General features: G+C 74.1%; 26 protein-coding genes. 12 read left to right on the top strand and 14 right to left on the bottom strand.

What is annotated here, in order from left to right; all coding sequences use genetic code 11:
* Positions 1-192 precede the first annotated feature (192 nt).
* From ACFXOZ_RS17200 to ACFXOZ_RS17210, 3 genes are all read left to right on the top strand, one after another.
* Positions 193-744: a TerB family tellurite resistance protein gene (locus tag ACFXOZ_RS17200; RefSeq protein WP_375892480.1), complete on the top strand. Its 552-nt coding sequence runs from the start codon at positions 193-195 to the stop codon at positions 742-744.
* A gap of 163 nt (positions 745-907) precedes the next feature.
* Entirely contained in the window at positions 908-1,654 is a 747-nt protein-coding gene (gene recO, locus ACFXOZ_RS17205; RefSeq protein WP_375892482.1) for a DNA repair protein RecO, read from the top strand.
* Between the two features lie 4 nt (positions 1,655-1,658).
* Entirely contained in the window at positions 1,659-2,498 is an 840-nt protein-coding gene (locus tag ACFXOZ_RS17210) for an isoprenyl transferase (protein WP_375892484.1), read from the top strand.
* Between the two features lie 101 nt (positions 2,499-2,599).
* Here the strand turns inward: ACFXOZ_RS17210 and ACFXOZ_RS17215 are convergent, their stop codons facing one another.
* The 4 genes from ACFXOZ_RS17215 to ACFXOZ_RS17230 are packed head-to-tail and all read right to left on the bottom strand — an operon-like array spanning position 2,600 to position 5,845.
* Positions 2,600-3,010, bottom strand: a complete 411-nt coding sequence (locus tag ACFXOZ_RS17215) for a Fur family transcriptional regulator (protein WP_360228723.1) — start codon at positions 3,008-3,010, stop codon at positions 2,600-2,602.
* Between the two features lie 35 nt (positions 3,011-3,045).
* The gene (locus ACFXOZ_RS17220; RefSeq protein WP_380524886.1) at positions 3,046-4,068 is read right to left on the bottom strand and encodes a metal ABC transporter permease; all 1,023 of its coding nucleotides are present in this window, start codon (positions 4,066-4,068) and stop codon (positions 3,046-3,048) included.
* On the bottom strand, positions 4,065-4,829 hold the full coding sequence (locus tag ACFXOZ_RS17225; RefSeq protein ID WP_375892487.1) for a metal ABC transporter ATP-binding protein: 765 nt from the start codon (positions 4,827-4,829) through the stop codon (positions 4,065-4,067). Before ACFXOZ_RS17225 ends, ACFXOZ_RS17220 begins: the two co-directional genes overlap by 4 nt.
* 14 nt (positions 4,830-4,843) lie before the next feature.
* Positions 4,844-5,845, bottom strand: a complete 1,002-nt coding sequence (locus ACFXOZ_RS17230; protein WP_375892488.1) for a metal ABC transporter substrate-binding protein — start codon at positions 5,843-5,845, stop codon at positions 4,844-4,846.
* Positions 5,846-6,036: 191 nt separating this feature from the next.
* On the opposite strand from ACFXOZ_RS17230, the gene ACFXOZ_RS17235 reads away from it, so the two are divergent.
* Positions 6,037-7,419, top strand: coding sequence for a glycine--tRNA ligase (locus ACFXOZ_RS17235; protein ID WP_375892489.1), 1,383 nt, complete (start codon positions 6,037-6,039; stop codon positions 7,417-7,419).
* A gap of 129 nt (positions 7,420-7,548) precedes the next feature.
* Here ACFXOZ_RS17235 and ACFXOZ_RS17240 read toward each other — a convergent pair whose 3' ends face one another.
* From ACFXOZ_RS17240 to ACFXOZ_RS17265, 6 genes are all read right to left on the bottom strand, one after another.
* Positions 7,549-8,727: a hypothetical protein gene (locus tag ACFXOZ_RS17240; protein WP_375892490.1), complete on the bottom strand. Its 1,179-nt coding sequence runs from the start codon at positions 8,725-8,727 to the stop codon at positions 7,549-7,551.
* Positions 8,728-8,926: 199 nt separating this feature from the next.
* Entirely contained in the window at positions 8,927-9,505 is a 579-nt protein-coding gene (locus ACFXOZ_RS17245; protein WP_380591180.1) for an NADAR family protein, read from the bottom strand.
* An 82-nt stretch (positions 9,506-9,587) separates the two neighbouring features.
* Positions 9,588-10,700, bottom strand: a complete 1,113-nt coding sequence (locus ACFXOZ_RS17250; protein WP_380591183.1) for a threonine aldolase family protein — start codon at positions 10,698-10,700, stop codon at positions 9,588-9,590.
* A gap of 52 nt (positions 10,701-10,752) precedes the next feature.
* Complete coding sequence (locus ACFXOZ_RS17255; protein WP_380591185.1) at positions 10,753-11,589, bottom strand: PaaX family transcriptional regulator C-terminal domain-containing protein; 837 nt, start codon at positions 11,587-11,589, stop codon at positions 10,753-10,755.
* Between the two features lie 137 nt (positions 11,590-11,726).
* Entirely contained in the window at positions 11,727-12,566 is an 840-nt protein-coding gene (locus ACFXOZ_RS17260; RefSeq protein WP_380524892.1) for a DUF3626 domain-containing protein, read from the bottom strand.
* An 88-nt stretch (positions 12,567-12,654) separates the two neighbouring features.
* On the bottom strand, positions 12,655-12,888 hold the full coding sequence (locus ACFXOZ_RS17265) for a hypothetical protein (protein ID WP_375892498.1): 234 nt from the start codon (positions 12,886-12,888) through the stop codon (positions 12,655-12,657).
* A 175-nt stretch (positions 12,889-13,063) separates the two neighbouring features.
* Here ACFXOZ_RS17265 and ACFXOZ_RS17270 point away from each other — a divergent pair, with 175 nt between their 5' ends.
* Both ACFXOZ_RS17270 and ACFXOZ_RS17275 read left to right on the top strand, forming a co-directional pair.
* A complete protein-coding gene (locus tag ACFXOZ_RS17270; RefSeq protein WP_380591188.1) occupies positions 13,064-14,260 on the top strand; it encodes an MFS transporter in 1,197 nt (398 codons plus the stop codon).
* A 38-nt stretch (positions 14,261-14,298) separates the two neighbouring features.
* Entirely contained in the window at positions 14,299-14,907 is a 609-nt protein-coding gene (locus ACFXOZ_RS17275; RefSeq protein ID WP_380591191.1) for an alpha/beta hydrolase, read from the top strand.
* Between the two features lie 311 nt (positions 14,908-15,218).
* On the opposite strand, the gene ACFXOZ_RS17280 is transcribed toward ACFXOZ_RS17275, so the two are convergent.
* Positions 15,219-16,502: an MFS transporter gene (locus ACFXOZ_RS17280; protein WP_380591194.1), complete on the bottom strand. Its 1,284-nt coding sequence runs from the start codon at positions 16,500-16,502 to the stop codon at positions 15,219-15,221.
* Between the two features lie 76 nt (positions 16,503-16,578).
* On the opposite strand from ACFXOZ_RS17280, the gene ACFXOZ_RS17285 reads away from it, so the two are divergent.
* On the top strand, positions 16,579-16,941 hold the full coding sequence (locus tag ACFXOZ_RS17285; RefSeq protein WP_375892507.1) for a MerR family transcriptional regulator: 363 nt from the start codon (positions 16,579-16,581) through the stop codon (positions 16,939-16,941).
* Between the two features lie 118 nt (positions 16,942-17,059).
* Here the strand turns inward: ACFXOZ_RS17285 and ACFXOZ_RS17290 are convergent, their stop codons facing one another.
* The gene (locus tag ACFXOZ_RS17290; RefSeq protein WP_380591197.1) at positions 17,060-18,535 is read right to left on the bottom strand and encodes an MFS transporter; all 1,476 of its coding nucleotides are present in this window, start codon (positions 18,533-18,535) and stop codon (positions 17,060-17,062) included.
* Positions 18,536-18,646: 111 nt separating this feature from the next.
* Here ACFXOZ_RS17290 and ACFXOZ_RS17295 point away from each other — a divergent pair, with 111 nt between their 5' ends.
* Entirely contained in the window at positions 18,647-19,525 is an 879-nt protein-coding gene (locus ACFXOZ_RS17295) for a helix-turn-helix transcriptional regulator (protein ID WP_375892555.1), read from the top strand.
* A gap of 160 nt (positions 19,526-19,685) precedes the next feature.
* Here ACFXOZ_RS17295 and ACFXOZ_RS17300 read toward each other — a convergent pair whose 3' ends face one another.
* Positions 19,686-20,108, bottom strand: a complete 423-nt coding sequence (locus ACFXOZ_RS17300; RefSeq protein WP_380591199.1) for a hypothetical protein — start codon at positions 20,106-20,108, stop codon at positions 19,686-19,688.
* Complete coding sequence (locus ACFXOZ_RS17305) at positions 20,105-20,629, bottom strand: hypothetical protein (RefSeq protein ID WP_380591202.1); 525 nt, start codon at positions 20,627-20,629, stop codon at positions 20,105-20,107. The genes ACFXOZ_RS17300 and ACFXOZ_RS17305 overlap by 4 nt, the downstream gene beginning before the upstream one ends.
* A 135-nt stretch (positions 20,630-20,764) precedes the next feature.
* On the opposite strand from ACFXOZ_RS17305, the gene ACFXOZ_RS17310 reads away from it, so the two are divergent.
* The 4 genes from ACFXOZ_RS17310 to dusB all read left to right on the top strand — a co-directional run bounded on the left by ACFXOZ_RS17310 (position 20,765) and on the right by dusB (position 24,652).
* Complete coding sequence (locus ACFXOZ_RS17310; protein WP_380591205.1) at positions 20,765-21,985, top strand: histidine kinase; 1,221 nt, start codon at positions 20,765-20,767, stop codon at positions 21,983-21,985.
* Positions 21,973-22,617 (top strand): response regulator, encoded by a 645-nt coding sequence (locus ACFXOZ_RS17315; protein WP_380524900.1) that lies wholly within the window; start codon positions 21,973-21,975, stop codon positions 22,615-22,617. Before ACFXOZ_RS17310 ends, ACFXOZ_RS17315 begins: the two co-directional genes overlap by 13 nt.
* Positions 22,614-23,396, top strand: coding sequence for a DUF4097 family beta strand repeat-containing protein (locus tag ACFXOZ_RS17320; protein ID WP_380591208.1), 783 nt, complete (start codon positions 22,614-22,616; stop codon positions 23,394-23,396). Before ACFXOZ_RS17315 ends, ACFXOZ_RS17320 begins: the two co-directional genes overlap by 4 nt.
* A gap of 68 nt (positions 23,397-23,464) precedes the next feature.
* Positions 23,465-24,652: a tRNA dihydrouridine synthase DusB gene (gene dusB / locus ACFXOZ_RS17325; RefSeq protein WP_375892519.1), complete on the top strand. Its 1,188-nt coding sequence runs from the start codon at positions 23,465-23,467 to the stop codon at positions 24,650-24,652.
* The last annotated feature ends 223 nt before the right edge of the window (positions 24,653-24,875 follow it).

Genomic DNA, 24,875 nt, shown 5'->3' on the forward strand with positions numbered 1-24,875 from the left:
CGGCCTCGGTGTCCGGTCGCGTGACCTGTCCATAGTTGTGCAGGCCGCCTGCCATGTCTGGGGAGTGGCGCCGTGACCAGGTTGTGGGGTGTTCGCCCGAGGTGGCGGACCGATGTTCTCGGTGATTTCTTCTGTCCGGGCTGCGGCGGGGACCGCAACTACCGCCGGCAGCACGGCCGGCGGTGGCTGCGGTTGCTGGGGACGCCGGTCGCGCCGCTCGGACCGGTGATCGGCAGCGTGCAGTGCACCAGCTGCCACGGGCGCTACGGCGTCGAGTCCCTGGAGCAGCCCACCAGCGTGCGCCTCGGCGCGATGCTGCGGGACGCCCAGTACACCATCGCCCTGGCCCTGCTCGCGGCCGGCGGCACCGCCCACCGGGCGGCCCGCGAGGCGGCCTGCACGGCGGTGCGCGAGGCCGGGTTCGAGGACTGCGGCGAGGCCCAGGTGCTGGCCGCGCTCGCCGCGCTGTCCGGGCTCGGCGGCGAACTCCACGACGCCCACGGGATGGCCGGCGGCCTGACCGTGGAACTGCACGCGGTGCTCGAACCGCTCGCCCCGCACCTGGCCCAGCAGGGCCGGGAGCGGCTGCTGCTGCTGGGTGCGGCGATCGCCCTGGCGGACGGGCGCTACCTGCCGCAGGAGCGCGAGGCGCTGGCCGCGGTCGGCAGCTGCCTGGACCTGCCGCAGAGCCAGGTGCCGGCGCTGCTGGAGGCGGCGACCCGGGCACCGTACGAGAACCTGTAGGGCCTCGGCCCCGCCCCTCCGGACCTTCCGTATCCCCCACAAACGGGCCCGCCCCCCCTCCGGGCCCGCCGTGACCCGCACCGCAGTGGTCCTCCCCCACGGCCCCCGGTGCGGGCAACACGGCTGTCCACGGCTGTCAGAGCCCTGGGGGACAATGGGGGGCATGAGTCTTTTCCGGGACGACGGCGTCGTGTTGCGGGCGCAGAAGCTCGGCGAGGCCGATCGGATCATCACCCTGCTGACCCGCCACCACGGCAAGGTGCGGGCGGTGGCGCGCGGGGTGCGCAAGACCAAGTCCAAGTTCGGCGCCCGGCTGGAGCCGTTCTCGCACGTGGACGTGCAGTTCTTCAGCCGGGGGAGCGAGCTGGTCGGGCGCGGGCTGCCGCTGTGCACCCAGGTGGAGACCATCGCCCCGTACGGCGGATCGATCGTCACCGACTACGGCCGCTACACCGCCGGCACGGCGATGCTGGAGACGGCCGAGCGCTTCGCCGAGAACGAGGGCGAGCCGGCCGTCCAGCAGTACCTGCTGCTGGTGGGCGGGCTGCGGGTGCTGGCGGCCGGGACGCACGAGTCGCACCTGGTGCTGGACGCCTTCCTGCTGCGCTCGCTCGCGGTGAACGGGTACGGCGCGAGCTTCACGGACTGCGCCAAATGCGGCCTGGACGGGCCGAACCGTTTCTTCTCCCTCCCCGCAGGGGGGGTGCTCTGCGCGGACTGCCGAGTGCCCGGATGTGCCGTACCCTCCCCTGAGACACTGGTACTGCTCGGGGCGCTGCTGTCAGGGGACTGGCGGACGGCCGACGCCTGCGAGCCGCGGTACTGGCGGGAGGGCAGCGGCCTGGTCGCGGCCTATCTGCAGTGGCACCTGGAGCGGGGCATCCGCTCGATGAGATACGTGGAGAAGTGAGCACATGGCAGCGCGACGGCTCTTCGGCGGCGGCAAGCAGCGGGTCTACGAACCCCCGACCCCGCACCCCAGCGGCGCCAAGCCCCCGAAGCTCCCCGGCGAGCTGGTCCCGGACCACGTCGCCATCGTGATGGACGGCAACGGCCGCTGGGCCAAGGAGCGCGGGCTGCCCCGCACCGAGGGCCACAAGATCGGCGAGTCCGTGGTGCTGGACGTGCTCAAGGGCGCGATCGAGCTCGGCGTCAAGAACATCTCGCTGTACGCGTTCTCCACCGAGAACTGGAAGCGCTCGCCCGACGAGGTGAAGTTCCTGATGAACTTCAACCGGGACGTCATCCGCCGCCGCCGTGACGAGATGGACGCGATGGGCGTGCGGATCCGCTGGGCCGGCCGGATGCCCAAGCTGTGGAAGAGCGTCGTCCAGGAGCTCCAGGTCGCCGAGGAGCAGACCAAGGGCAACGACGCGGTGACGCTCTACATGTGCGTCAACTACGGCGGCCGGGCCGAACTCGCCGACGCCGCGCAGGCGATCGCGCTGGACGTGGCGGCCGGTCGGCTGGACCCGAAGAAGGTCAACGAGAAGACCATCGCCAAGTACATGTACCACCCGGACATGCCGGACGTGGACCTCTTCCTGCGCCCCAGCGGCGAGCAGCGCACCTCCAACTTCCTGCTCTGGCAGTCCGCGTACGCCGAGTTCGTGTTCCAGGACGTGCTCTGGCCGGACTTCGACCGCCGCGACCTGTGGCGCGCCTGCGAGCAGTTCGCGATGCGCGACCGCCGCTTCGGCGGGGCGATCCCGAACGAGGTCGCCGCGCCGCTGGAGCTGCCCACCCAGCGCTGACGCCGACCGGCGCGCGCATGCCGAAGGGCCCGCGGGAACGAACCGTTCCCGCGGGCCCTTCGGCCGTCGTCCGCGCGGGCTGCCCCCGTACGGACGGCCGTTCAGCCCTTCTTCGCGCAGTCCGCGCAGGTGCCGAAGATCTCCAGGGTGTGCGCGATGTCGCTGAACCCGTGCTCGGCGGCGACCGAGTTGGCCCAGCGCTCGACCGCGGGGCCCTCGACCTCGACGGTGGCGCCGCAGTGCCGGCAGACCAGGTGGTGGTGGTGCCCGCTGCTGCACCGGCGGTAGACGGCCTCGCCGTCGGCGGTGCGCAGCACGTCCACCTCACCGGCGTCGGCGAGCGACTGGAGGGTGCGGTAGACCGTGGTCAGACCGACGGAGTCCCCGCGGTGCTTGAGCAGGTCGTGGAGCTCCTGGGCGCTGCGGAAGTCCGCGATCTCGTCCAGGGCCGCCGAGACGGCGGCTCGCTGCCGGGTCGAGCGGGCGCGCGGCGACGGGCCTGCGGTGGTCACCGTGGGTCCTCCTGGGGTCGTGGGCGTCACGCACCTCATTGTGCCAGCCCGGCCCGCCGCTCCGGAGTGGTCGTGTCGGAGGAAGTCCTTCCCGGGTCCTGGCCGGGGATCCGGCCGGTGCCGCGGCCGGGGATCGGGTCGGGGAAGGCGTCGGTGATTCCGTCGGGGAAGGCGTCGGGGATTCGGTCCGGGAGCCGGACGTCGCAGACCTGGGGGGCCGGGTCGGCGTCGCCGCGGCGCCGGTGGCGGCGGCGGGCCAGCGGGGCGGCGATCGCGCTGAACACCGCGAACACCGCGATGGCGAGCAGCACGATGGCCGGGCCGGAGGGCACGTCGAGCTGGTAGGAGCCGGTGACGCCGGCCAGCGAGACCACCACGCCGAGCGCGATCGAGGCGGCCTGGGTGGCGGCGAAGGAGCGGGTCAACTGCTGGGCGGCGACCACCGGGACCACCATCAGCGCGCTGACCAGCAGCAGGCCGACCACCCGCATGGCGACCGTGACGGTGACCGCGGCCATCACCGCGAGCAGCAGGTTGAGGGTGCGCACCGGAACGCCGGTGACCCGGGCGAAGTCCTCGTCCTGGCAGATCGCGAAGAGCTGGCGGCGCAGGCCGACGGTGACCGCGATGACCACGGCCCCGAGCACCGCGATGGTGGCCAGGTCGGCGGGGGCGACGGTGAGGATCGAGCCCCACAGGTAGCTCTCCAGCGAGCCGGCCCCGGCCTGGGCGGACATCGAGACGAGCAGCTTGCCGCAGGCCATGCCGCCGTAGAAGAGCATCGCCAGGGCGATGTCGCCGCGCTGGTTGCCGCGCGAGCGGACCAGCTCCATGGTGACGGCGCCGAGCACGCAGACCAGCACGGCCATCCAGACCGGGCTGGTCTGGAAGATGAAGCCGAGGCCGACGCCGGTCATCGCGACGTGGCCCATGCCGTCGCCCATCAGCGCCTGGCGGCGTTGCACCAGGTAGATCCCGACGGCGGGGGCGGTGATCCCGACCAGTACGGCGGCCAGCAGGGCGCGCTGCATGAAGTCGTAGGAGAGCATCTCGGTCATGCGAGCAGCCTCGGCGGGGTGAGGTCGGCGTGCGGGTGGACGTGGTCGTGGCCGGGCAGCGCGTGCAGGCCGGTGTTGGGGACCGGCGGGCCGTCGTGCGCGACGCAGCCGTCCCGCAGCACCACGGCGCGGTCGATCAGCGGCTCCAGCGGCCCGAGTTCGTGCAGCACCAGGAGCACCGAGGCGCCGCGGCCGACCTCGGCGCGCAGGGTGTCGGCGAGCACCTGCTGGCTGGCGGCGTCGACGCCGGCCATCGGCTCGTCCATGATCAGCAGGTCGGGGGTGCCGACCAGGGCGCGGGCGATCAGGACCCGCTGCTGCTGGCCGCCGGAGAGGTCGGCGACGCCGTCCCCGGCCCGGTCCAGCATGCCGACGGCGGCCAGCGCGCCGTCCACCGCGGCGCGGTCCCGGCGGCGGAACGGCAGCAGCCGGTGCTGCGCCAGCCGCCCGGTGGAGACCACCTCGCGCACGGTGGCGGGGACGCCGGAGGCGGCGGTGGTGCGCTGCGGGACGTACCCGATCCGGTGCCAGGCGCGGAAGGAGCCGTACGGGGTGCCGAACAGCTCCAGGGTGCCCTGCTCCAGCGGCACGGAGCCGATCACGGCCTTGACGGTGGTCGACTTGCCGGAGCCGTTGGCGCCGAGCAGGGCGACGACCTCGCCGGGTCGGACGGTGAGGTCGACGCCGCGCAGCACCGGCCGGCCGCCGCGCGAGGCGACGGCGTCGAGGAGGCGGACGGCCGGGGGTATCGGGTGGGTCATGGTGGTGCGTCCCGTCAGCTCGCGGGGGTGGGGGCGGCGGTCGCCGTGGGCGCGCCGAGGGCGGCCCGGAGGTTGGCCAGGTTCTGCTTCATGACGGTCAGGTAGTCGTCCTTGGCGGCGCCGTTGGATGCATCAGTCTTGACGCCCTCCAGCGGGTCCAGCACGGCGGTCTTGAGGCCGAGGTCCTTGGCGACGGTGTCGGCGAGCTTGGGGCTGACCAGGGTCTCGAAGAAGATCGTGGTGACGCCGTTGTCCTTGGCGGCCTTCTGCACCTCGGCGAGGCGGGCCGGGGTGGGCTCGGACTCCGGGTCGACGCCGTTGATGGCGACCTGGGTGAGGCCGTAGTGGTCGGCGAGGTAGCCGAAGGCGGCGTGGCTGGTGACGAAGGTCTTGGTCTTGACGTCCTGCAGCCCGGTCCGGAACTCCTGGTCCAGGGCGGTGAGCCGGGTGACCAGGTCGTCGGTGTTCTTCCGGTAGTCGGCGGCGTGGGCGGGGTCGGCCTTGGCGAACTCGGCGCCGACGCTCTTGGCGATCGCGGCGTAGCGGCTCGGGTCGAGCCAGACGTGCGGGTCGCCGGCCGGGCCCTCGTGCTTGTGGCCGTCGCCCTCGGCGGTGCCCTCGTCGAGGTGGTGGTCGACCAGCGGGCTGGCGGCGGTGGCGTCGATCTTGTGCTTGCTGCCCGACTGGTCGACGGCCTGGTCGACGGTGGGCTGGAGGCCCTTGAGGTAGAGGATCGCGTCGGCCTTCTGGACGCCGGCGACCTGCTTGGCGGTGAGTTCCAGGTCGTGCGGCTCGACGCCGGGCGCGGTGAGGTCGGTGACCGAGACGTGCTCCTTGCCGATCTGCTGGGCCAGGAACTCCATCGGGTAGAAGGAGGCGACGACGTTCAGCTTGCCGTCCGTGCCCTGGGCGCTGCTGCTGCCGCCGCAGGCCGTGAGGGCCAGTGAGGAGGCGAGGGCGGCGACGGCGAGGGCGGCGGTCTTGCGGGTCCGGCGGCTGAGCAGTCCGATCATCATGACAATCATTCTCATCTCAAGTGGAAATGATTGTCAACTCACTCGGACGGGTGAACGACAGGTGGCCGTGGACGGGGGGAGCCGGACCATATCGATTTGAAACCCGTACCCGTCCGGCCGGTAACCTTGGGTATTCGGGTACGAGCAACCAGCCGTGCCCTGACCGTGCCGTACGTACTGAAGAGAGCACTGTGGCCGCCGACAAGATCGACACGATCGTCAGCCTGAGCAAGCGCCGAGGCTTCGTCTACCCCTGCAGCGAGATCTACGGCGGCACGCGTGCCGCCTGGGACTACGGGCCGCTGGGCGTCGAACTCAAGGAGAACATCAAGCGCCAGTGGTGGCGCACGATGGTCCAGGCCCGCGAGGACGTCGTCGGACTCGACTCGTCGGTGATCCTGGCCCGCGAGGTCTGGGAGGCCTCCGGCCACGTCGCCACCTTCAACGACCCGCTGACCGAGTGCCTCTCCTGCCACAAGCGCCACCGGGCCGACCACCTGGAGGAGAAGTACGAGGCCAAGCACGGCTTCCCGCCGCCGAACGGCCTCAAGGACGTCAACTGCCCCGACTGCGGTACCAAGGGCCAGTTCACCGAGCCCAAGGACTTCTCGGGCATGCTGAAGACCCACCTCGGCGTCACCGAGGAGGCGAGCGGCCTGGCGTTCCTGCGCCCCGAGACCGCCCAGGGCATCTTCACCAACTTCAGTTCCGTCCAGACCACGTCGCGCAAGAAGCCGCCGTTCGGCATCGCCCAGACCGGCAAGAGCTTCCGCAACGAGATCACCCCCGGCAACTTCATCTTCCGCACCCGCGAGTTCGAGCAGATGGAGATGGAGTTCTTCGTCAAGCCGGGCGACGACGAGCAGTGGCACGAGTACTGGCTCCAGCAGCGCTGGGACTGGTACGTCGACCTCGGCATGCGCACCGAGAACATGCGCTTCTTCGAGCACCCGAAGGAGAAGCTCTCCCACTACGCCAAGCGCACCGTGGACATCGAGTACCGCTTCAACTTCGGCGGCTCCGAGTTCTCCGAGCTGGAGGGCGTCGCCAACCGCACGGACTACGACCTGCGGGTGCACAGCGAGGCCTCCGGCAAGGACCTCCGGTACTTCGACCAGGAGAGCGGCGAGCGGTACTTCCCGTACGTCATCGAGCCGGCGGCCGGCCTCAACCGCGCCATGCTGGCCTTCCTGATCGACGCCTACTTCGAGGACGAGGCGCCGAACGCCAAGGGCGTCATGGAGAAGCGCGTCGGCATGCGGCTCGACCCGCGCCTGGCCCCGGTCAAGGTCGCCGTGCTGCCGCTGTCGCGCAACGCCGAGCTCTCCCCGAAGGCCCGCGGCCTGGCCGCCGACCTGCGCACCGCGTGGAACGTCGAGTTCGACGACGCGGGCGCGATCGGCAAGCGCTACCGCCGCCAGGACGAGATCGGCACGCCGTTCTGCGTCACGGTCGACTTCGACACCCTCGAGGACAACGCGGTGACCGTGCGCGACCGCGACACCATGTCGCAGGAGCGCGTGTCGCTCGACCAGGTGAAGGGCTACCTGGCGGCGCGGCTGATCGGCTGCTGAGTCCGGTCCTTCGGTAGTCCGGTACTGCGGTAGTCCGGTACTGCGGTACTTCGGGGAGCCCCCGGCCGTCCTCCTTCGTGGAGGCGGGCCGGGGGCTCCCTGCGTTCCTGTCGTTCCGGGGGCGGGGGGCTACCGCCGGCCCCAGCGGGAGCGGGGGGCGGCCGGCGGGGCGGTCGGCAGGCCGGCCGTGCGCAGGGCGGCCAGGGTGGTGCGGTGGCGGGTGCCGTCGGCGAGCAGTGCGGCCAGCAGTTGCCCGTAGAGGTCCCGGTGGTTCTCCAACGCGGCGGCCAGGCGCACCAGTTCGACCGGCGGGCGCAGGGCCGCCAGCTCGTGCAGCAGGAGGGTGGCGAGCGCGGGCGGCAGCTCGGTCGCGAGTCCGGCCAGGTCCGCGGTCGGGCGGCCGGCCGCCTGGCGCAGCAGCGTGCGGACGTCGGCGGGGCGGCCGTGCTGCTGGAGGCCGGCGGCCAGCGAGGTCAGCTCCGGGGTCGGTGCCGAGCCCCACTCCCAGAGCAGCGTGGCGCTGTCGGCGTGCTGCCCGGCCCGCTCCAGCGCGGCGAGCAGGGCCGGGACCGCGGCGGCCGGGTAGGCCCGGAAGGCGTGGAACAGTTCGGCGGCCTCCTCGGCCAGGCCCAGCTCCCGCAGCTCCGCCAGCACCGTGACGGCGTGCTCGGGGGCGCCCCGGGCGGCCGTCCGGGCCAGTTGGAGCGAGGCGCCGGTCGGGCCGCGCCGGGAGAGCATCCCGACCAGCAGGGCGGCGTCGGCGGGGGCGAGGTGGGCGGCGGCCCGGTCCAGCAGCTCCCCGGCCTCGGGGAGGGCGCCGCTGCGGTGGAGTCCGGTGATCCGCTCGGTGAGGGCGCCGAGGTCGGGGCGGACGGGTGGAGCGGGAGACGGCGCCGCTGCGGGGGGCGGGGCCGTCGCCGGGATCGGGGCCGGGGGTGGGGTCGGCGCCGGTGGCGGGGGCGGTGGGGGCTGGTGAGGAGAGAGGGGCGGGTGATCCGCCTGCTCCGGGGCGGGTCGGGGGTGCGGCCGCTGTCTGAGGTGGATCTCCAATTCCCTTAACTGATCGCTCAGTTGCAGGCAGCGCGCACCCAGGCCCTCGCGCAGGGTGCGGGCCTGGGCGAGCTGCCGCAGCAGGTCGTCGTCCGGGCGCCGGCGGCCCGGGGCCGCCCGTATCGCCTCGTTCAGCCGGCGTTCGCGTTGGCCCGCGTAACGGCTCGCGCGGAGCAACTCGTCCAGTTCCGACCGGAGTTCGGCGGCCCGTTGCTCGCCCTCCGGTTGCTGGCCTGCGGATTCTTCCGTCGACCGCATGCGCATGATCGCCCCAACCTGTCCATCTGTACCCTGACTGCGGGACATCCTGGCGTCGGAATGTGGCGATGGAGTTACGAGAGCGCGACCAGTCGTGCCCGAGTGGTGTCAAGGAGCGCGCAGAGGGCGGCCGTTGCGAGAAGTGCGCCGGTCGCGCTCCGCGGCGGGGCCGCCCCGTCCGGCCGGGGAGCGACCGGCCTCATCCGGCCAGTCGCGCCCGCGCCTCCATCAGTGCGAACCCGAGCAGGTTCAACCCCCGCCACTCCAGCGGGCGTTCGGCCCGGATGTCGTCCGCGCCGAGGCCGATGCCCCAGATCCGGTCCACCGGGCTGGCCTCGACCAGGACGCGGCCGCCCGTGCCGAGCAGGTACTCCCGCAGGGCCTCGTCCTGGCCGAACTTCGCGACGTTCCCCTCGACCACCAGGTCGAACCGGCCCGCCGTCCAGGTCTCGTCGTCGAAGTCCCGGACCAGCCGGCCCAGCTTCTTCGCCTCGGCGGGCGTCCGGGCCGCCAGCACCTGCTGCTCGATCGCCCGGTCGCCGAACATCCGGGCCTTGCCGGCCATCATCCAGTGCTCGGCGGAGGCGTACGCCACTCCGTCGACGGTGAACTGCCCGGGCCACCACTGGCTCAGGCACTCCTGTCGCGTTCCGCCGCCCTTGCGGGCGGTGTGCCCCCAGAACATCACCCATTTCGGCCGCGCCCCGGTGGCCATCAGGCCCGCCAACTGCTCGCGGCTGCGGACGTCGGCGAAGTCTCCGGCCTGCTGCTTGCTCATAATCGTCATTCTGACACGAAGGGTCGGGCGCCCGCCATCCGTTTGACGGCGGGCTCCGTCGGAGGGCCGGCCCTCCCGGGGGTCAGTCCCGTTCGGCGGCGGCGACCAGCTCCAGGAAGCGCAGCCCGAGTCCGGTGACCTCCTGCGCCGTCCAGTCCTGGGCCGAGCCCGCCAGTCGGACCTCGGCCATGGCGAGGCCTGGGGCGGCGTCGGTCCAGTCCAGGAACCAGGTCCCCTCCCGCTCGGCGAGGGCGAGGGTGGCGGCGTTCAGGACGCGCGCCGGGTGGGGGAGCCAGAGCTGGAAGTCGTGGGTGGGCGGCGCCTCCGGGAGGATCCGCGCCCCGGGAAGGGCGGCCAGGGCGGGGACGAGGGTCGCCGCGTGGCGGGTGTAGCCGGGGATCCGGGGGAGCTCGGTGTCCAGGCCGGCGAGCGCGGCGAGGGCGGCCGGCCACTGCTGGTAGAGCTGGCCGCCGTAACGGTGGCGCCAGGTGCGGGCGTAGGCGGTGAAGGCCTTGTCCCCGGCGAGGGCGGCCCCGCTGATGCCGCCGAGGTCCTTGTAGTAGGAGACGTAGACGCTGTCGGCCAGGGCGGCGATCTCGTCCAGCGGCCGGCCGAAGTGGGTCGTGGTGTTCCAGAGGCGGGCGCCGTCGAAGTGCACCCGGGCACCGGCCTCGCGGGCGGCGGCGACCAGTTCGGTGAGCTCGTCCCAGCTGGGCAGGAGGAAGCCCGGGTCGCGGAGTGGGAGTTCCACCACCAGGGTGCCGAACGGTTCGCCGAGACCGCGCAGGTCGTCGGCGGTCGGCTGCCGCGCCTCGGTGGTGGGCCAGAGGCTGCGCAGGCCGGTGAGCTGGATGTGGGCGTGGCGTTCGTGCCGTTCGAGGTGGCTCTGCGGGTGGAGCGCGACGGCCGGGTTGCCGGTCCGCTCGGCGTGGTGGCGCAGGGCGACCTGCTGGGCCATCGTCCCGCTGGGGAAGAACACCGCGTCCTCGGTGCCGAGGAGCTCGGCGGTGCGCTCCTCCAGCTCCCCGACCGGCCCGCCGTTCCCGTAGATGTCGGGGTGGGCGTCCGGCTCGACCGCCTCGGCGAGCGCGGTGAGGCGCTCGCGCATGGTCAGCGGGCGGGCGCCGGAGAGGAAGCGGGTGCAGGCCCGGCGGGCGGCGCGCAGGCGGGCCGGGTCGATCTGGTCATCGGTCATCCGGCGATTGTCGGAGCGGCGGCGCCGCCGGGCCAACTGCTTTTCTCGGCACTCAGGCCTTTTCTGCCCCGGGCGGGTCGAAGGAGCGGAAGAGGGACAGGTCGGGGGCCTGGCGCCGGATCGCCGCCCACCGCTCCCGGAAGGCGTGGCGCAGTCGTGCGGGCGGCCAGGGGGCGGGCCGCAGTTCGGGCGGCAGCAGTGGGTCGTGCTCCAGTGCCCGGCTGAACGCGTCGGCCAACCCCAGGGCGGAGGCGACGAGTGCGGTGGAGCCGTGGTCGGTGCCGACCGGTTCCGCGGCGAGCGCCTCGGCGAGCGGCCGGTAGGCGGCGAGGGTGTCGGCCGCGGGCCACAGGCGCTCCGCGACGGAGGCCGGGTCGGTGAACCCGGGGCCGGTCAGCCGGGTGGCCTCCGCCGTGACCAGGTAGCTGCCGACGGTGGACTCCGAGGTCTCGCCGACGAGTTCGGCCAGCAGGTCGTGCGGGCTGAGGTAGGCGCCGGGGGCGAGCGGGGCGGCGCCGAGGCGGGTCAGCGCGGTGCGGAGGGCGTCGCGTTCGGGGCGGCGCTGTTCCGGTACGGAGAAGGTGTGGAGCCGCCAGAGCCCGTCCCAGGGGGCGAGTCCGGCGTCCTGGGCGTAGGCGAGGCGGACGAGGCGGACGTCCGTGTCGGAGCGGAGCCGGCCCGCGTCGGTCAGCAGGAGGCGGCCCTTGCGGCCGCGGCCCTCCTGCCGGAGGACGCCCGCGGCCTCCAGCCGGCGGATCGCCAGCCGGACCGGCTGGTCGGCGAGTCCGGCCGCGGCGGCGAGGTCGTAGACGTAGGCGAGGGAAGCGGTGCCCTGCGGGTCGAAGCAGGCCTCGACGACCGTCCGCGGCGCGGCCTGGTACTCGGACAAGGGGAGACCTCGGTTCTCGATCGCGCCCCGGCTCCGGCGCCGCCCCCAGGGTAACCGCGGCGGGAGGAGCGACGCGGGTCACCGGAGCAGGGCGGCGCCGGACTGTCGCACCGGGCCGCGAGGATCCGCCGACCCCCCTACGCGGGGGCGCCGAAGCGGGCGAGGTAGTGCCACACCCTCTTGAGGTCCTGGGGGTCGTGGCGGCCGGTCGCGGCGGCGGCGCCGATGATCCGGGGGTCGAGGGCGCCGTCCTCGGCGATCCGGGCGCCGAGGTCGACGAACTCCCGGCCGCGGTAGTCGGGGTGGCGGCGGAGCTCCTCGACGGTGAGCCGGAAGCCGGGGTGCCACTCCAGCGGGCAGGGGAGGCGGCGGGCGGCGTCCTCGACCGGGGTGTTCCGGTAGCAGGGGTCCAGCACCAGGGCCTCGACGTCCACGGCCAGCCGGACCGGGCCGTGGACGTGCGCCTCGATGCAGTCGTCGAGGGCGTCCCGGTCGTCGGCCAGGGCGAGCGGGATGAGCCCCATGTGGGCCGCGGTGCCGAAGTCCGTGGGCTCCAGGAAGCTGTCCGGGTAGCAGAAGGTGGTGCGCTCCAGGGCGGGGGCGGTGAGCCGGAAGTGCGCGGACCCGAAGCGGGGTGCGGCGCCGACGGGATTGCGGCGGTGGTCGAGGGCACCGTAGACGGGGCGTTCGCCGGGGGCCGCGTCGTCGTAGGCGCCGTTGAAGATCCGGCTCTCCCAGCGCCAGCGGTCCCCGCCCGGGTGGGCGGTCAGGCCGCCGTTGCTGGTGCCGGTGGCGAACTGGGAGAGGTAGACGCCGTCCTCGGCCAGGGCGTCGAGGACGGCCCGGCCGCGGGAGACCCGGTCCGGGTGGAAGTTGAGGGTCACCCGCAGGGCCGGGTCGACCGGCGGGCCGGCGGCGAGCGAGGCCACGTGGTCGAGGGCCCGGACCTGCGGGGTCGGGGCGGCGTCGGAGCTCATGCCGGGTAGTGTCGCGCGGCCGGGCCGGTGGGTGCACCCGGGTTTCCGCCCGGCGCCGTACCGCCGCGTCCGCCCTGGCGTCGCCCCGTCAGACGTAGTGCGTCTGGAGGTCGTCGGGGAACAGGCCGTTGCCGTGGTGGGTGGCCCAGGTGGAGTGGGTGGTGCGGATCCGGGCGGCCTGGGAGGTCCGCCGCCGCTCGATCAGCAGGCCCTCCGTGCCGTCCGCCCACCGTCGGTGGGCCCGGTCGCGACGGGCCAGGAACAGGGTGGTGCCGACGACGACGGCCGCCAGGGCGGCCAGGAACGCGAGAACGAAGCTCATGAGCTCCCCCTTCCTTCGGACTCGATCACTGTGCGAACCAAGTATCGCGGACCGGGGTGCCCGTCCGCCATAGCTGAAGTAGCTTGGGGCGCATGGCAGATGATGGCGCAGGACGTCCCCCGCGGCCGGTCCGTCGGTCACTCCGCGGGCCTCGCGGAACGCCGTACCGGCCCTGATGTTCTCGCAGGGCGTCAGCGTGGCGGGCACCCAGGTCACGGCGCTGGCCCTGCCCGCGCTGGCGATCCTGCTGCTGGACGCCGGGCCGCTGGCGGCCTCGCTGCTGTTCGCCCTGGAGTACGGGGTGCAGGGGCTGACCGGCCCGTTCGCCGGGGTGCTGGTGGACCGGGTCGCCTCCCGGCGGCGGCTGCTGGTCGCGGTGGACCTCGCCCAGCTGCTGCTGATCGCCACCGTCCCGCTGGCGCACGCCGCCGGTGCGCTGACGCTGGCCCACCTCTGCGCGGTCGCGGCGGTCTCCGGGGCGCTGGGCGGGATCTCCGCCATCGCGGTGCCGACCGTGGTGGCGGACTTCGTGCCGAAGGACGGCCTGGTGGCGGTCAACGCCAAGCTGGCCGGGGCCCGTTCGGTCGGCCAGATCGCCGGGCCGGGGCTGGCCGCCGCGCTGGTGCAGGCGGTCGGGGCGGCCACCGCGATGGTCGCGGACGCGGTCAGTTACGGGTTGTCCGCCCTCGCCATGAGCCTGCCCCGGCTCCGCCGGGACGAGGAGCCGCCGCAGGCCGCCGCCCGGCCGGGGGTCGCGGCCTCGCTGCGGGAGGGCGTCGACGTCCTGCGCGGCCGGCCGCTGCTGGCCCGGCTGGCCGTCGCCGCGGCGGCGCTCAACCTGGGCGGGGCCGGGCTGGCCGGGCTGTTCGCCTACTTCGCCTACCAGGTCGTGGACCTGAGCCCCGGGGAGCTCGGTCTGACCCAGGCCGTCTACAGCATCGCCGCGGTGACGGCGGTGCTCACCGCGAAGCGGGTGATCCGGCGGGTCGGGCTGACCAGGGTGATCCCGCTCTTCGGCCCGCTGGCCGCGGCCGCCCTGTTCCTGATCCCGCTGGCCTCGCTCGGGGCGGCCCTTCCGGTGCTGGTCGTCTACCAGGCGGTGTTCGGCTTCTGCGCGACGGTCTGGGGCGTCAGTTGGGTGACCCTGCAGCAACAGCTGTCCCCGCCGGAGCAGTTGGGGCGGGTGCTCGGCCTGTCCCGCTCGATCGGCCAACTCGTCATGCCGGTGGGCGCGTTGCTGGGCGGCACGCTGGCCGGTGCGGTCGGCGTCACCGGGGCGCTGGCCGTCTTCGCCGCGATCGCCGTGGCCGGCATCCTCGCGGTGGTCGGCACCCGGCCCCAGGCCGTCCTCCCGGAGGGGAGCCGGGCCTGACCGGCACCCGCCAGGGCGGACGGCAGTAGCCTGCGGGCATGTCCGCCTCCCCCGCACCGAGCCTCCCCACCCGCATCGACGGCGACCCGGACCGGGTCGCGCTGGTCGTCCCGGGCGTCGGCTACTCGCCCGCCCGTCCACTGCTGCACTTCGCCTCCTCGGTCCTGGCCCGGCACGGCTGGACGGTCCAGGAGCTGTGGTGGTGGATCCCAGAGGCGTTCGCCGAGTTCACGACGGAGCAGCGGATCGCCTGGGTCGAGCGGCAGGTCGGCGCGGCCGTCGACGCGGAGGGCGGTGCCTGCCGCCTGCTGGTCGGCAAGTCGCTGGGCTCCCTGGCCGCCGGCCTCGCCGCGGACCGCGCCCTCCCGGCCGCCTGGCTCACCCCGGTGCTCACCCTCGACCACGTGGCCCACGCCCTCGGCCGGGCCACCGCGCCGACCCTCCTGATCGGCGGCAGCGCCGACAGGCTGTGGGACCGGAGCGTCGCCGACGCCACCGGCCACCAGGTCCTGGAACTCCCCGCCGCCGACCACGGCCTCGAACTCCCGGACGACCCGACCGGATCCATCGACCTGCTCCGCACCGCCGTCGCCCGCCTGGACACCTTCATCGGCGGACTGCCCCCGGGTGGGGGGACGGCCGCCTAGGCAGGGGCGCCGCCGGTGGCCCGGGGGATCGGAGCGGGCAGGAGCCGAGGCCGATCAGCGACCTCCCTCGTCGCGCATCCCGTGGAGGGCCTCGGTGGCCGACGGGAGTCGGACGGCGATCGAGGGCGGGATCCAGTCGGCCACTGGTGCAGTCGCGTACGAGGTCCTCCAGCACCCGCTGCTCCGGGGCCGGCGGTGTGAGTACGGCGATCAGCCGTCCCTCGCGGGTGATTCCGATCAACTCCCCGGCCGCCACCCGGTCGAGCAGTCCTGATCTCTGGCCCGGGGCGGCCGGTTCACCCGGACGGGCGTCACCCCTTGCCCGGGAACCCGTGGCGGCGGGCGGCCGCCGTGACGGCCAGGGCGAGGGCCAGCAGGGCGAGGGCCGACCAGGGGAGGGAGCGCGGTCCGGCGTGGTCGAGGAGGAGGCCGCCGGCCGACGCGGCGGCGGCGATGCCGAGGTTCCAGCAGGTGACCAGCAGGGACTGGGCGAGGTCGGCGGCCGTGTCGGCGGCGTCGGCGACGGCGGTCTGCAGCAGGGTGGCGACGCCGCCGAAGCCGAGGCCCCAGATCGCGGCGGCGGCGTGGACGGGCCAGGGGGACGAGCCGAGCAGGGCGCCGGCGAGGGTCAGGGTCGCGGCGCCGACGAGGAGGCAGGCGGTGAGGGTCAGGGTGCGCAGGTGCCGGTCGATCAGGGCTCCGGTGGCGGCGATGCTCACCAGCGAGGCCAGGCCGAGGACGAGCAGCACGGTGTCGGTCCGTCCGCCGAGGTGCAGCGGTTCGAGCAGGGCCGCGACGTAGGTGTAGAGGACGTTGTGGGCGAGTACGAAGGTCGCCGTGACGGCCAGGACGGCCGCCACGCCGGGGATCCGCACCACCTGCCGGAGCGGCAGCCGGTCGTGTTCGGCCCGGCCGGGGACCGGGGGGACGGCTGCGGCGATCCAGCCGACGAGGGCGAGCGCGAGGACGCTCATCAGCCCGAAGGCGACCCGCCACCCGGCGGCCCCGGCGAGCAGGGTGCCGGCCGGGACCCCGACGGACAGGGCGACCGTGGCGCCGCCCATCGCGACGGCCATGGCCCGTCCGCGTTGTTCGGGCGCGACGATGCTGCGGGCGTACCCGGCCAGCAGGGCCCACAGCATTCCGGCGACCAGGCCCGCCGCGAAGCGGGCCGCCATGGTGAGCGGGTAGTCGCCGGAGACGGCGGTGACGGCGTTGGCGAGGGTGAAGCCGCCGACGGCGAGGAGCAACAGCCGCTTGCGCGGCCAGCCGGCGGTGGCGGCGGTCAGCGGGATGGCGGCCGCGATGGAGCCGACCGCGTAGAGGGTGACGGACTGTCCGGCGCCGGACTGGCTGACGCCGAGGTCCCTGCTCATCGCGGGCAGGACGCCGGCGGGCAGCGCCTCGGTCATCAGGGTGATGAACCCGCCGGTGCTCAGGGCGAGCAGCGCCGGCCAGGGCAGTCCGGCCGGTGGCGCCCCTCTCGCCGGGCCGAGCGGAAGCCCCGGGTCGGGCGAGGGGGTCGAGGCGGCGCCTCCGGCCGTGGCCGGGGTCGTCATCGGGCAGGAGGGGGAGGGGAGTTCGTGGGTCGGCATGTGACCGATCGTCTATCGTTGACACGGATGTCAAGGTCCAGCCGGAACGGCCCGGCCCCGACGTGAGGGTGGTCACATGCGGATCGGCGAACTGGCCCGGCGGACGGAGACCTCGCCGCGCCTGCTGCGCTACTACGAGAAGCAGGGCCTGATCTTCCCGCGCCGAGAGGCGAACGGGTACCGGGACTACGACGAGTACCTGGTCGACCGGGTGATCCAGATCCGCGGACTGCTGGACGCGGGGCTGCCGACCCGGATCATCAAGCAGATCCTGCCCTGCCTGGACGCCCCGCGGAAGATCCACTTCGCGGACGCCACCCCGGAGATGCTCGACACCCTGGAGTCCGAGACCGAGCGGATGACCCGCCGCATCCACTGCCTGACCCGCAACCGCGACGCCATCCAGGAGTACCTGTCCGTGGTCAGGGAACTCGCCTGACCGTACGGGCGGTCGCGGCAGCGCGACGGCCCCGCGACCGCAGCGCGACGGCCCCGCGACCGGCGGGAACCGGTCGCGGGGCCGTTCGTCGTCGCCCGGGCCCGTGGGCCCGCGGGGCTCAGCCGATGGAGCGGGGCAGCCGGGTGGTCAGGTACAGCACGGTGAAGGAGCCCAGCAGCTGGACGCCGAGGCACAGGGCGAGCGCGCGGCCCATGCCGAGGCTGGGGGAGAGGGACAGGTAGAGGGTGCCCAGGGTGGCCACGCCGAGGGCGAGGCTGGACTGCTGGCCGGTGGCGAGGACGCCGCTGCCGACGCCGGCCCGGGCGGCGGGCACCTTGGCGAGCACGACCCGGAACAGCGGGGTGCCGATCAGGCCCTGCCCGATGCCCGCGAGGGCGACGCCGGGGGCCATCCGCAGCGGGGAGAAGTGGTCCGCGTCGGCGAGGACGGTCAGCGCGATGGTGATGAGGCCGAGGGCCTGGACGACGGCACCGGCGCTGAGCACCCGGCTGCCCCAGCGGCCGATCAGCCGCGGGCCGGAGAGCGAGGCGGTGAAGTAGCCGACGGCCATCGGGACGAGCGCCCAGCCGGCGGCGACCACGCCGAGCCGCAGGCCCTGCTGGAGGGCGACGGCGATGACGAACATGAAGCCGCCGAAGCCGGCGAAGTAGGGCAGCGCGATGCCGAGGCCGCGCCGCATCTCGGGGATCCGCAGCAGGCTGGGCGGCACCAGCGGGGTGGCGCCGCGCCGCTCCGCGCGGCTCTCGACCAGGGCGAAGGCGGTGGCGAACACCGGGAACAGGGCGAGCAGCACCCAGGACCAGAGCGGCCAGCCGGCCGCGCGGCCCTCCATCAGCGGGACGAGCAGGGAGAGCAGGGAGGCGGTGAGCAGCACGGTGCCGGGTACGTCGACGGCGGCGGCCCGGGTGGCCCGGCTCTCCGGCACGTACCGGACGGCGAGGAGGACGGCGAGCAGCGCGAACGGGACGTTCAGCAGGAAGACCGAGCGCCAGCCGGTGCCGAAGAGGTCGGCGGCGACGAGCATCCCGCCGAGCACCTGGCCGATCACCACGGAGATGCCGCCGACCGCGCCGTAGACGCTGAGCGCGCGGCCGCGCCGGGCGCCGTCGGTGGCGGCGGTGATGGTGCCGAGCACCTGCGGGATCAGCAGCGCGGCCGAGGCGCCCTGGGCGGCCCGGGCGCCGACCAGGGACCACGCGTCGGGGGCGAGGCCGCAGGCCAGTGAGGTGACGGCGAAGGCGGTGGCCCCGGCGACGAAGAGCCGGCGGCGGCCGAAGGTGTCGCCGAGCCGCCCGCCGAGGACGAGCAGGACGGCGAAGGCGATGCCGTAGCCGGCGGCGACGAGTTCCAGCACCGCCGGTCCGGCGGCCAGGTCCTGGTCGATGGTGGGCAGGGCGACGTTCACGATGAAGAAGTCGAGCATCGGCAGGAAGGCCCCGAGCAGGACGGTGACCAGCCCGGCGGTGCCGAGGGCGGGGGTGTGCGGGGCGGTGGTGCTCGGGGCGGTGGTGCTCGGGGCGGTGGTGCGGGCGGTGCTGGGCGGGGCCGGGGCGACGGCGAGTCGTTGAGTCACGGGTCATACGATCCGCCGGTTCCCAGCCTGGTACCAGAGTGTGGTTATCCAGGTATGAGAAGTACCTGGCAACAGGCTGCGGCGTGCCGCATGCTGGGGAGCATGAGCCTGATGACCCCGGCCGCGCAAGCCCGCCCCGGCACCGCCGCGCCGCACCGCGCCACACCCGGCGAAGCCCGCCGGCACGACCTGGCGGCGTTCCTGCGCAGCCGCCGGGAGCGGATCGCGCCCGAGCAGGTGGGCCTGCCGCTGACCGGCCGCCGCCGCACCCCGGGGCTGCGCCGGGAGGAGGTGGCGCAGCTGGCCGCGGTGGGGGTGACCTGGTACACGTGGTTGGAGCAGGGGCGGGACATCCAGGTGTCCGCCCAGGTACTGGACGCGGTGGCGCGGGCGCTGCTGCTGGACCCGAGCGAGCGGGCGCACCTGTTCACCCTGGCCGGTGCGGACGATCCGGCGCCGGTGAAGGAGTGCCCCTCGGTGACGCCGAGCGTGCGGCTGGTGCTGGACCAGCTGGCGCCGTACCCGGCCGCCGCGGTCAACTCCCGCTACGACATCCTGGCGCACAACGTGCCGTACACCGCCATCGTCGGCGACCTCGGGGAGCTGCCCCCGGAGGAGCGGAACCTGATGTGGCTGGCGTTCACCCCCTCCCGCTTCCGCGACGTGCTGATCGACTACCGGACGGAGCGCCTCGGCATGGTGGCCCGGTTCCGCGCCGCGATGGCCGACCACTCCGCCGAGCCCGCCTGGAAGGCGCTGCTGGCCCGGCTGCGCAAGGCCTCGCCGGACTTCGAGGAGGAGTGGCAGCGGCACGAGGTGATGCGGCCGCGCAACGGGATCAAGCGCTTCCAGGTGCCGGGCGTGGGCCTGCTGCGCTGCGAGTACACCAACTTCTGGCTCGGCCCCCGGCTCGGGACGCGGCTGATCAGCTACACCCCGCTGGACGAGGAGACCCGCCTCCTGATGGACCGGCTGCCGACACGGCGCTAGGGCCTGTCCGGCGGATCTTGGCAGATCAGCGCGCGGCGTTGGGCGCCCGGCTGGGCGTGCGCCCGAGTCGGCCTCGTACTGGACGTACTTGGGCGATTCGGGCGTGCGTCCAGGCGGGATGCCCGGCGTCGCGCGCCTGGCAAGATCCGCCGGACAGGCCCTAGCCGCGTACCGCCGCGCCACGTACGATCCCGCGCCCGGCCGCCCCGGGTATCGCCTCGCGCCCGAGCAGCAGGCACACCGCCGCCAGCGGCAGTTCGACGCAGCAGGCCATCACCAGCGCGGCGAGCACCGCGTGCCCCGGCCCGGCGCAGGCGATGTCGGCCAGGGCGTCCCCGGCGAGCAGCAGCGCCACCACCGCGCCCGCCCACAGGGCGGCGGGGCTGCGCCGGCGCAGCAGCGCGTCCAGCGAGAGCAGCGCGGCGAACTCCGCGAGGTCCAGCACCACCCACGGGGTCTCGTGGTTGACGGCCAGGACCATCAGCCAGGGCAGCAGCCCGAAGGCGGCCAGTCGCGGCAGCCGCTGGAACCGCTCCGGCAGCACGTACGCCGGAGTGCCCGGGAGGACGAGGGCGATACTCATGCGCCGACCTCGCTCCGCACGCGCTGCAGGGGGAGCCGCTCGACGGGCCCGCCCGCCGGGTGCCCGACGAGCACCGCATCGAACGGGCCCTCGGCCAGGGCGAGCCAGAACTGCCCGGCCACCGTGACCACTTCGCCCGCCGCCGCCCGGACGGTGCCGAACAGCCGCCGCCCGCCGGTGAACACCACCGAGGGCACCCGGCCGTCGGCGGGCAGCCGCCCCCAGGCGAGCACGTGCGAGCCCCGACCGGCGGACGGGCTGCGCCGCGCGCCGCGGACGAGCCGCGGGGCGAGCCGGGCGGCGACCAGGACGTCGGCCAGCTCGCCGTGCTGGTACAGCTCCAGCGCGGCCCGGCCGCGGCCGGACCCGACGCTGCGGACCGACCAGGGCCCGGCCCCGGCGGGCAGCGTCCCCTCCGGCCCCGGCGCCGGGCGGAGCGCGCCCCCGGGAACACCCCCGTGGTTCCCGGGGACGGGCCGCCCGTGCGGCGGGGTGGCGGAGTGCGATGCGGTGCTCGTCATGTCCCCAAGCCTCTCGTCGCGAGGGGGGTCCTGTCGGTGGTGCCCCACACCGAATCGGGGGTGTATCTAGCTACACCCCCGGCGGGGACCCCCCTTCATGGCGGCCGTTGATCACCGGGCCCTACGCTGTCCGGCATGCCCTCCACCACGTTGCGCCGAGCGCTCGTCAGGAGCCTTCGGCGACCACCGTGGTCGGCCGGGACCTGGCGGGACGCCCGCTTCATCGCCGCCGGAATACCCGTGGCCGTGCCGGTCTGGCTGGCGCTGACCGAGTCCAGCCTGCTCTTCCCGGTCCTCGGGGCCGTGCTGGTCTGCTCGCGCTGGCTCACCGCCCTCCAGCGCGGACGGCTGCGCGCCCTCCGCGGCGTGGAGGTGCCGCCGCCCGGCGCGCCCGCGGGCCGGCGGCTGGCCCGGCTGCGGATCGGTCTCACCTGGCGCCAGGTCGGCTACCACCTGCTGATCGGCCCGGTGCTGGCGCTCTGCGCGCTGGCCGCCGTCTACCTCTGGGGCATCGCCCTGGTGCTGACCACCCTGTACGCCTGGGTGTGGCTGCTGCCGCCCGAGGCGGGGCTGCGCGGTGAGCTGGCCGGTCTGGACGTGGCGCTCACGGTGTTCGGGGTGCTGCTGCTGGCGGCGGCGCCCTGGGCGACGGCGCTGGCCGCCCGGCTGGAGGTCCGCGCGGCGCAGCTCCTGCTCGGGCCCAACCGGGCGGAGCAGCTGGAGCAGCGGGTCGAGGAGATCGCCGAGTCCCGGGCCGGCCTGGTGGACGCGGTGGACGCCGAGCGCCGCCGGATCGAGCGGGACCTGCACGACGGCGCCCAGCAGCGCCTCACCTCCCTCGCGATGAACCTGGGCCTGGCCCGGCGCACCCTCAAGGAGTGCCCGCCCGACGCCATGCAGGTGATCGTCGCGGCGCACGAGGAGGCGCAGGCGGCCATCGACGAGCTGCGCGACCTGGTCCGCGGCCTGCACCCGGCGGTCCTGGAGGACCGCGGGCTGGACGCGGCGCTGTCCGGCGTCGCCGCCCGGGCCCCGCTGCCGGTGCGGCTGGACGTCGAGCTGTCCGAGCGGATCGCCCCGACCGTCGAGGCGGTCGCCTACTTCACCGTCTCCGAGGCGCTCACCAACGTGGCCAAGCACGCCCGGGCCGAGCGGGCCGACGTCTCGGTGCGGACGATCGGCGGCCGGCTGCGCCTGGTCGTCAGCGACGACGGCGTGGGCGGCGCGGACGCCTCGCGCGGCACCGGGCTCACCGGTCTGCGCCAGCGCGCCGCCTCGGTCGACGGGACGCTGTCCGTTCTCAGCCCCCTCGGGGGCCCCACCACCATCACCGTGGAGTTGCCGTGCGTGCTGTGATCGCCGAGGACTCGGTCCTGCTGAGGGTCGGCCTGGTCAAGGTCCTGGAGGCGGTGGGCTTCGAGGTGGTGGCCGCCGTCGGGGACGCCGTCGAACTGCTGGCCGCCGTCGAGGAGCACCGCCCGGGCGTGGTGGTCGCGGACGTCCGGATGCCCCCGGGCTTCACCGACGAGGGCGTCAAGGCGGCGATGGTGATCCGGCAGCAGTGGCCGGACACCGCCGTGCTGCTGCTCTCCCAGTACGTGGAGGAGCGGTACGCCGCGGATCTGCTGTCGACCAACACCAGCGGCGTCGGCTACCTGCTCAAGCAGCGGGTGGCCAACGTGGACGACTTCGTGGACGCGCTCCAGCGGGTCGCCGAGGGCGGCACCGCGCTGGACCCGGAGGTGGTGGCCCAGCTGCTGGTGCGCCGCCACCGGGACCCGTTGGAGAAGCTGACCCCGCGCGAGCGGGACGTGCTCTCGCTGATGGCGGAGGGCCGTTCCAACGCGGCGATCGCGGGCGCCCTGGTGGTCAGCGACAGCGCGGTGGCCAAGCACATCAACTCGATCTTCACCAAGCTGGACCTCCCGCCGGCCGACGACAGCCACCGCCGGGTGATGGCGGTGCTGCGCTTCCTGGAGATCACGTGAGCGCGCGGTCCACCAAGGCGTGGCGGATCACCGGCGTGCTCACCGTGGTGTTCGTGGTGGTCATGGGCGGGGCGCAGACCCTGGCCCTGGTGGCCCGGCAGTCGCGGACCGAGCAGCAGACCTTCGTCACCGCCGTCCACAAGCTGCAGCTGGCCACGAGCAGCGCCTCCGTGCGGATCAAGCCGGGGGTGGAGGGCCGGGTGGTGGTGAGCAAGAACCTCGACTGGACGGTCTCCGAGCCCCGGGTGCGCGCCGATGTGGTCGGCGACACGATGACCGTCGGCGTGGAGTGCCGGCGTTCGCTGCCCTTCTACAACTGCGGCGCCTCGATCGAGCTGGAGGTGCCCGCGGGGACGGAGGTCGCCGGCACGGTGACCTCGGGGGCGGTCGAGGTGTCGGACCTCAGCGGCGCCGTCCGGCTGGACGGGACCTCCGGCTCGATCCTCCTGCACGGGCTGTCCGGCCCGGTCCGCGCCCGCACCACCTCCGGGATGACCCAGGGCAGGGACCTCTCCTCGGCGCAGGCGGAGGTGTCCAGCACCTCCGGGTCGGTGGACCTGACCTTCCGGTCGGCGCCGCAGGACGTCAAGGTGAGCACCGGCTCCGGCTCGGTGACCGTGCGGGTGCCGAAGGACAGCCGCTACCGGATCAACGGCGGGACGGGTTCGGGCAGCAGCTCCATCGATCCGGCCCTGGGCGACGCCGCCAGCGGCAGGAGCCTGGAGGCCGACGTCGGCTCGGGCTCCCTGGACATCGGGTACCGCCAGGATCCGGAGTAGGCGGGGCGGCTCACCCGGGTGGGGGACAATGGAGAGTCCCGTCCCCTTCGCCCAGAGGTCAGCCGCGCATGACAGTCACGCCCGCACCCACCGCGCCCGAGTCGGCGACCGCGACCGCGACCGGGTTCGCGCCGCTGGACATCGGCCCGATCCGGGTGTGGCCGCCCGTCGTGCTGGCGCCGATGGCCGGCATCACCAACGCGCCGTTCCGCACCCTGTGCCGCGAGCAGAGCGGCGGCAAGGGCCTGTACGTGTCGGAGATGATCACCACCCGGGCGCTGGTCGAGCGCAACGCCAAGACCATGCAGCTGATCAAGTTCGACCCGAGCGAGAAGCCGCGTTCGATCCAGCTGTACGGGGTGGACCCGGTGACCGTCGGCAAGGCGGCCCGGATGATCTCGGACGAGGGCCTGGCCGACCACATCGACCTCAACTTCGGCTGCCCCGTCCCCAAGGTGACCCGCAAGGGCGGCGGCTCGGCGCTGCCGTACAAGCGCAACCTGCTGCGCGAGATCCTGCGCGAGGCCGTCGCCAACGCCGGGGACCTGCCGGTGACCATGAAGATGCGCAAGGGCATCGACGACGACCACCTGACCTTCCTGGACGCCGGCCGGATCGGTGCCGAGGAGGGCGTGGCCGCGATCGCCCTGCACGGGCGCACCGCCGCCCAGCACTACGGCGGGACGGCCGACTGGTCGGCGATCGCCCGGCTGCGCGAGTCCGTCCCGGCGCACGTCCCGGTGCTGGGCAACGGGGACATCTGGTCCGCCGAGGACGCGCTGCGGATGATGCGGGAGACCGGCTGCGACGGCGTGGTGGTGGGCCGCGGCTGCCTGGGCCGCCCGTGGCTGTTCAAGGACCTGGTCTCGATCTTCGAGGGCGACGTCGACCACGCCCGCCCCGACTTCGGCTACGTGGCCCGGGCGATGGTGCGCCACGCCCAGCTGCTCGGCGAGTGGCTGGGGGACGAGGCGCGCGGTGTGGTCGACTTCCGCAAGCACGTCGCCTGGTACACCAAGGGCTTCTCGGTCGGCTCCGAGCTGCGGGTGCGGCTGGCGAACTCCTCCTCGCTGGCCGAACTGGCCGGGACCCTCGCCCAGGTGGAGCAGACCCAGACCTGGCCGATCGGCGCGGACGGCCCGCGCGGGCGCACCAGCGGCAACGGCCGGGTGGTCCTGCCGGAGGGCTGGTTGGACGATCCGTACGACTGCGCCCGACCGGGCGAGGACGCCGAATCGGACACCTCCGGCGGATGATCTAGCCGATCCGTCGAATTCGACCTCTCGGGGCCGCTGGCCACCCGGTCCCAGCCCTCTTGTCCATTCTGGACAGGAGGGCTCCTTTTCGGCGTGCCGATGTCACGGAACGGGCACGTTTCTGGACGCAGTGCGACGATTGGCGCAGGCGTCCTACGTTCGAGCCGTGAGACGGGCTGGTGACGCTTGCCACACGCCGGAGCGGGTGACGGTCGGTCAGTGG

The organism is Kitasatospora sp. NPDC059160 (genome assembly GCF_042755465.1).
GTDB lineage: Bacteria > Actinomycetota > Actinomycetes > Streptomycetales > Streptomycetaceae > Kitasatospora.

What these genes read in the sequence shown, in the direction of transcription:
- recO (WP_375892482.1), top strand. Translation starts at nt 908, where the DNA reads ATGAGTCTTTTCCGGGACGACGGCGTCGTGTTGCGGGCGCAGAAGCTC.
- ACFXOZ_RS17295 (WP_375892555.1), top strand. Translation starts at nt 18,647, where the DNA reads ATGACCCCGGCCGCGCAAGCCCGCCCCGGCACCGCCGCGCCGCACCGC.
- ACFXOZ_RS17265 (WP_375892498.1), bottom strand. Translation starts at nt 12,888, where the DNA reads ATGAGCTTCGTTCTCGCGTTCCTGGCCGCCCTGGCGGCCGTCGTCGTC.
- ACFXOZ_RS17300 (WP_380591199.1), bottom strand. Translation starts at nt 20,108, where the DNA reads ATGAGTATCGCCCTCGTCCTCCCGGGCACTCCGGCGTACGTGCTGCCG.
- ACFXOZ_RS17225 (WP_375892487.1), bottom strand. Translation starts at nt 4,829, where the DNA reads ATGACCCACCCGATACCCCCGGCCGTCCGCCTCCTCGACGCCGTCGCC.
- ACFXOZ_RS17230 (WP_375892488.1), bottom strand. Translation starts at nt 5,845, where the DNA reads ATGATGATCGGACTGCTCAGCCGCCGGACCCGCAAGACCGCCGCCCTC.
- ACFXOZ_RS17250 (WP_380591183.1), bottom strand. Translation starts at nt 10,700, where the DNA reads ATGACCGATGACCAGATCGACCCGGCCCGCCTGCGCGCCGCCCGCCGG.
- ACFXOZ_RS17260 (WP_380524892.1), bottom strand. Translation starts at nt 12,566, where the DNA reads ATGAGCTCCGACGCCGCCCCGACCCCGCAGGTCCGGGCCCTCGACCAC.
- ACFXOZ_RS17210 (WP_375892484.1), top strand. Translation starts at nt 1,659, where the DNA reads ATGGCAGCGCGACGGCTCTTCGGCGGCGGCAAGCAGCGGGTCTACGAA.
- ACFXOZ_RS17305 (WP_380591202.1), bottom strand. Translation starts at nt 20,629, where the DNA reads ATGACGAGCACCGCATCGCACTCCGCCACCCCGCCGCACGGGCGGCCC.
- ACFXOZ_RS17285 (WP_375892507.1), top strand. Translation starts at nt 16,579, where the DNA reads ATGCGGATCGGCGAACTGGCCCGGCGGACGGAGACCTCGCCGCGCCTG.
- ACFXOZ_RS17310 (WP_380591205.1), top strand. Translation starts at nt 20,765, where the DNA reads ATGCCCTCCACCACGTTGCGCCGAGCGCTCGTCAGGAGCCTTCGGCGA.
- ACFXOZ_RS17280 (WP_380591194.1), bottom strand. Translation starts at nt 16,502, where the DNA reads ATGCCGACCCACGAACTCCCCTCCCCCTCCTGCCCGATGACGACCCCG.
- dusB (WP_375892519.1), top strand. Translation starts at nt 23,465, where the DNA reads ATGACAGTCACGCCCGCACCCACCGCGCCCGAGTCGGCGACCGCGACC.
- ACFXOZ_RS17245 (WP_380591180.1), bottom strand. Translation starts at nt 9,505, where the DNA reads ATGAGCAAGCAGCAGGCCGGAGACTTCGCCGACGTCCGCAGCCGCGAG.
- ACFXOZ_RS17275 (WP_380591191.1), top strand. Translation starts at nt 14,299, where the DNA reads ATGTCCGCCTCCCCCGCACCGAGCCTCCCCACCCGCATCGACGGCGAC.
- ACFXOZ_RS17220 (WP_380524886.1), bottom strand. Translation starts at nt 4,068, where the DNA reads ATGACCGAGATGCTCTCCTACGACTTCATGCAGCGCGCCCTGCTGGCC.
- ACFXOZ_RS17270 (WP_380591188.1), top strand. Translation starts at nt 13,064, where the DNA reads ATGTTCTCGCAGGGCGTCAGCGTGGCGGGCACCCAGGTCACGGCGCTG.
- ACFXOZ_RS17240 (WP_375892490.1), bottom strand. Translation starts at nt 8,727, where the DNA reads ATGCGGTCGACGGAAGAATCCGCAGGCCAGCAACCGGAGGGCGAGCAA.